The organism is Pseudacidovorax sp. DMC4, assembly GCF_056314265.1.
The window spans coordinates 1-5796 of record NZ_JBQUYR010000031.1; the positions used below are offsets into that span (position 1 = coordinate 1).

Sequence of the window (5796 nt, forward strand, 5' to 3'; positions counted from 1 at the left end):
CGTATACTGGCGGGCTCGCTGACTGATACGTAGCCTTTGGTTGCTGAGTTTGGCTGGTGAGGGGTTTGAGAGAGTGGCGGCGGCTTCTGAGTAAAAAAAGAAGTTGCGCTTTTAGAAAAAAGCGTGTCATAATCGAGGGCTCGACGCAAAGCGGTGAAGTTAGTAGTTGCTAGGTGTTGCGGGTGGTTGGTCGAGTGGGTTGCTTCGGTGGCCTGCAGGACGAAAGACCCGAAAGTTTGACAGGTCTTTATAAAAGCTGTCATAATCGAGGGCTTCGCTGATCGCAGCGAAGACGACAGAAAGAGGTGCTGATGTGCTGCTTTCTGGTGAACGTTAAAAACATACAGCCGATAAGCGTGGGCGTTTGATGAGGAGACCGAGTTCTTCGGAACTTGAGCTTAGGCTCATTCAAACGCTCATGGAATAGAGAAGAAGTGAAGTTCACTTCGATTCCGTTTTATGAGTATTCAAAGATCGAACTGTAGAGTTTGATCCTGGCTCAGATTGAACGCTGGCGGCATGCCTTACACATGCAAGTCGAACGGTAACAGGCCGCAAGGTGCTGACGAGTGGCGAACGGGTGAGTAATACATCGGAACGTGCCCGATCGTGGGGGATAACGCAGCGAAAGCTGTGCTAATACCGCATACGATCTACGGATGAAAGCGGGGGATCGCAAGACCTCGCGCGGACGGAGCGGCCGATGGCAGATTAGGTAGTTGGTGGGGTAAAGGCCTACCAAGCCGACGATCTGTAGCTGGTCTGAGAGGACGACCAGCCACACTGGGACTGAGACACGGCCCAGACTCCTACGGGAGGCAGCAGTGGGGAATTTTGGACAATGGGCGCAAGCCTGATCCAGCCATGCCGCGTGCAGGATGAAGGCCTTCGGGTTGTAAACTGCTTTTGTACGGAACGAAAAGGTTTCTTTTAATACAGGGAACTGATGACGGTACCGTAAGAATAAGCACCGGCTAACTACGTGCCAGCAGCCGCGGTAATACGTAGGGTGCGAGCGTTAATCGGAATTACTGGGCGTAAAGCGTGCGCAGGCGGTGATGTAAGACAGAGGTGAAATCCCCGGGCTCAACCTGGGAACTGCCTTTGTGACTGCATCGCTGGAGTGCGGCAGAGGGGGATGGAATTCCGCGTGTAGCAGTGAAATGCGTAGATATGCGGAGGAACACCGATGGCGAAGGCAATCCCCTGGGCCTGCACTGACGCTCATGCACGAAAGCGTGGGGAGCAAACAGGATTAGATACCCTGGTAGTCCACGCCCTAAACGATGTCAACTGGTTGTTGGGAATTAGTTTTCTCAGTAACGAAGCTAACGCGTGAAGTTGACCGCCTGGGGAGTACGGCCGCAAGGTTGAAACTCAAAGGAATTGACGGGGACCCGCACAAGCGGTGGATGATGTGGTTTAATTCGATGCAACGCGAAAAACCTTACCCACCTTTGACATGTACGGAATCCTTTAGAGATAGAGGAGTGCTCGAAAGAGAGCCGTAACACAGGTGCTGCATGGCTGTCGTCAGCTCGTGTCGTGAGATGTTGGGTTAAGTCCCGCAACGAGCGCAACCCTTGCCATTAGTTGCTACGAAAGGGCACTCTAATGGGACTGCCGGTGACAAACCGGAGGAAGGTGGGGATGACGTCAAGTCCTCATGGCCCTTATAGGTGGGGCTACACACGTCATACAATGGCTGGTACAAAGGGTTGCCAACCCGCGAGGGGGAGCTAATCCCATAAAGCCAGTCGTAGTCCGGATCGCAGTCTGCAACTCGACTGCGTGAAGTCGGAATCGCTAGTAATCGTGGATCAGCATGTCACGGTGAATACGTTCCCGGGTCTTGTACACACCGCCCGTCACACCATGGGAGCGGGTTCTGCCAGAAGTAGGTAGCCTAACCGTAAGGAGGGCGCTTACCACGGCAGGGTTCGTGACTGGGGTGAAGTCGTAACAAGGTAGCCGTATCGGAAGGTGCGGCTGGATCACCTCCTTTCTGGAAACTGAGGTTTCCGAGTCAAACGCCCACACTTATCGGTTGTTGGAAGAGTCGAGTTGGCGTCGCTGTGAGGCGATGTTGACCAGGGGTCTGTAGCTCAGCTGGTTAGAGCACCGTCTTGATAAGGCGGGGGTCGTTGGTTCGAGCCCAACTAGACCCACCAATCTTCCGAGGCAAGAAGTGCGTAGGGCGCGGATGCGCGAGGTACGCATGGATGAGAATCGGGGGATTAGCTCAGCTGGGAGAGCACCTGCTTTGCAAGCAGGGGGTCGTCGGTTCGATCCCGTCATCCTCCACCAACAAGCCAGCAGGCAAGCGAAAAACAAGAAGACAAGAAGACAAGAAGATCAAACCAACACCAAAGAGGCTTTGCAAAAGGCTTCTTTGTTGTTGGTCCGGTATAGACCGGATCAATCGGCTGTTCTTTAAAAATTCATAGAGTCGAATCAGCGTTGTCAGAGGAAACTGCACATTCGTAAAGGTTTAGTGCGGACCGTGCCTCTGGCGACATTTTTTGATTGCGTCAAATGAACTTCAGCTTGCTGTAAAAAAGCAAATTGAAGACGGCATAACGCGTCAGGTGAGAGACCTGACAATTCCTTGATGGACTGAGAACTCTCGTGAGAGAGGTCAAAGTTATAGGGTCAAGTGAATAAGAGCATGTGGTGGATGCCTTGGCGATGATAGGCGACGAAGGACGTGATAGCCTGCGATAAGCTTCGGGGAGCTGGCAAATTAGCTTTGATCCGGAGATTTCCGAATGGGGAAACCCACCGAAAGGTATCGTATTCTGAATACATAGGGATACGAGGCGAACCGGGTGAACTGAAACATCTCAGTAGCTCGAGGAAAAGACATCAACCGAGATTCCGAAAGTAGTGGCGAGCGAAATCGGAGGAGCCTGCTAGTGATATCACAGGACTTAGCAAAGCGGCATGGAAAGGCCGACCATAGTGGGTGATAGTCCCGTATGCGAAAAGACCTGTGTGGTACTGAGCTAGCGACAAGTAGGGCGGGACACGTGTAATCCTGTCTGAACATGGGGGGACCATCCTCCAAGGCTAAATACTCATCATCGACCGATAGTGAACTAGTACCGTGAGGGAAAGGCGAAAAGAACCCCGGGAGGGGAGTGAAATAGATCCTGAAACCGCATGCTTACAAAAAGTAGGAGCCCGCAAGGGTGACTGCGTACCTTTTGTATAATGGGTCAGCGACTTACATTCAGTGGCAAGGTTAACCGAATAGGGAAGCCGTAGAGAAATCGAGTCCGAATAGGGCGTTCAGTCGCTGGGTGTAGACCCGAAACCAAGTGATCTATCCATGGCCAGGATGAAGGTGCCGTAACAGGTACTGGAGGTCCGAACCGACTAGTGTTGCAAAACTAGCGGATGAGCTGTGGATAGGGGTGAAAGGCTAAACAAACTTGGAAATAGCTGGTTCTCTCCGAAAACTATTTAGGTAGTGCCTCAAGTATTACCTTCGGGGGTAGAGCACTGTTTTGGCTAGGGGGTCATGGCGACTTACCAAACCAAGGCAAACTCCGAATACCGAAGAGTAGAGCTTGGGAGACAGAGCACCGGGTGCTAACGTCCGGACTCAAGAGGGAAACAACCCAGACCGCCAGCTAAGGTCCCTAAAATTGGCTAAGTGGGAAACGAAGTGGGAAGGCTAAAACAGTCAGGATGTTGGCTTAGAAGCAGCCATCATTTAAAGAAAGCGTAATAGCTCACTGATCGAGTCGTCCTGCGCGGAAGATGTAACGGGGCTAAGCCAGTTACCGAAGCTGCGGATTCACACGCAAGTGTGAGTGGTAGGAGAGCGTTCTGTAAGCCTGTGAAGGTGGCTTGTAAAGGCTGCTGGAGGTATCAGAAGTGCGAATGCTGACATGAGTAGCGTTAAAGCGGGTGAAAAGCCCGCTCGCCGTAAGCGCAAGGTTTTCTACGCAACGTTCATCGGCGTAGAGTGAGTCGGCCCCTAAGGCGAGGCAGAGATGCGTAGCTGATGGGAAACAGGTCAATATTCCTGTACCGATGTGCAGTGCGATGTGGGGACGGATCTTAATAGTTCATCCGGGTGTTGGATGTCCCGGTTTAGGCAGAAGTAGGCGTGCGTCAGGCAAATCCGGCGTACATATACCGAGGCTGTCGATCGAGCGAGCTTGCTCGCGAAGTGAATGAACGAGGTTCCAGGAAAAGCCACTAAGCTTCAGCTGCACACGACCGTACCGCAAACCGACACTGGTGCGCGAGATGAGTATTCTAAGGCGCTTGAGAGAACTCAGGAGAAGGAACTCGGCAAATTGACACCGTAACTTCGGGAGAAGGTGTGCCCTAGTAGTGTGAAGTGAACAACGGAGCATGAAAGGGTTGCAAAGAATCGGTGGCTGCGACTGTTTATTAAAAACACAGCACTCTGCAAACACGAAAGTGGACGTATAGGGTGTGACGCCTGCCCGGTGCTGGAAGATTAAATGATGGGGTGCAAGCTCTTGATTGAAGTCCCAGTAAACGGCGGCCGTAACTATAACGGTCCTAAGGTAGCGAAATTCCTTGTCGGGTAAGTTCCGACCTGCACGAATGGCGTAACGATGGCCACACTGTCTCCTCCTGAGACTCAGCGAAGTTGAAATGTTTGTGATGATGCAATCTCCCCGCGGAAAGACGGAAAGACCCCATGAACCTTTACTGTAGCTTTGTATTGGACTTTGAACAGATCTGTGTAGGATAGGTGGGAGGCTTTGAAGTGTGGTCGCTAGATCACATGGAGCCGACGTTGAAATACCACCCTGGTGTGTTTGAGGTTCTAACCTAGACCCGTTATCCGGGTTGGGGACAGTGCATGGTAGGCAGTTTGACTGGGGCGGTCTCCTCCCAAAGCGTAACGGAGGAGTTCGAAGGTACGCTAGTTACGGTCGGACATCGTGACGATAGTGCAATGGCATAAGCGTGCTTAACTGCGAGACTGACAAGTCGAGCAGATGCGAAAGCAGGACATAGTGATCCGGTGGTTCTGTATGGAAGGGCCATCGCTCAACGGATAAAAGGTACTCTGGGGATAACAGGCTGATACCGCCCAAGAGTTCATATCGACGGCGGTGTTTGGCACCTCGATGTCGGCTCATCTCATCCTGGGGCTGTAGCCGGTCCCAAGGGTATGGCTGTTCGCCATTTAAAGAGGTACGTGAGCTGGGTTTAAAACGTCGTGAGACAGTTTGGTCCCTATCTTCCGTGGGCGCTGCAGATTTGAGGAAGCCTGCTCCTAGTACGAGAGGACCGGAGTGGACACACCTCTGGTGTATCGGTTGTCACGCCAGTGGCATTGCCGAGTAGCTAAGTGTGGAAGAGATAACCGCTGAAAGCATCTAAGCGGGAAACTCGTTTCAAGATGAGATCTGCCGGGGCCTTGAGCCCCCTGAAGAGTCGTTCTAGACCAGGACGTTGATAGGTCGGGTGTGGAAGCGCAGTAATGCGTTAAGCTAACCGATACTAATTGCTCGTGCGGCTTGACCCTATAACTTTGATTCAGTGCTCTGCCAAATGCAGAAGCCCATCAAGGTGTTATGCCAGGCGCAATCAAACAAAAGCTGACAGACTCTATGAATTCGTTGTGCTGATCCAAAAATCAACACGACAACCCTTTATGCCTGATGACCATAGCGAGTTGGTACCACTCCTTCCCATCCCGAACAGGACAGTGAAACGACTCAGCGCCGATGATAGTGCGGACTCCCGTGTGAAAGTAGGTCATCGTCAGGCTCTTACAGCCCTCAAAAAGCCCCTCAGCAA

Annotated in this window: 1 protein-coding gene, 2 tRNA genes and 3 rRNA genes; 5 read left to right on the forward strand and 1 reads right to left on the reverse strand. The window is 52.1% G+C overall.

Translation table 11 applies throughout. The features are described 5' to 3' along the window. Positions 1–263, reverse strand: a 263-nt coding sequence (locus ACT54X_RS28660; RefSeq protein ID WP_476350028.1) for a hypothetical protein, incomplete at its 3' end; no start/stop codon positions are given. A gap of 213 nt (positions 264–476) precedes the next feature. On the opposite strand from ACT54X_RS28660, the gene ACT54X_RS28665 reads away from it, so the two are divergent. The 5 genes from ACT54X_RS28665 (at position 477) to rrf (ending at position 5766) form a co-directional block, all read left to right on the forward strand. Further along, positions 477–2005, forward strand: a 16S ribosomal RNA gene (locus ACT54X_RS28665). Positions 2006–2094: 89 nt separating this feature from the next. Beyond that, a tRNA-Ile gene (locus ACT54X_RS28670) sits at positions 2095–2171 on the forward strand. 60 nt (positions 2172–2231) lie between these two features. Next, positions 2232–2307 (forward strand) — tRNA-Ala (locus tag ACT54X_RS28675). A 343-nt stretch (positions 2308–2650) separates the two neighbouring features. Beyond that, positions 2651–5521: ribosomal RNA gene (locus ACT54X_RS28680) — 23S ribosomal RNA — on the forward strand. 132 nt (positions 5522–5653) lie between these two features. Next, positions 5654–5766 (forward strand): 5S ribosomal RNA (gene rrf, locus ACT54X_RS28685). Together the 16S, 23S and 5S rRNA genes with 2 tRNA genes alongside form the textbook arrangement of a ribosomal RNA operon. The last annotated feature ends 30 nt before the right edge of the window (positions 5767–5796 follow it).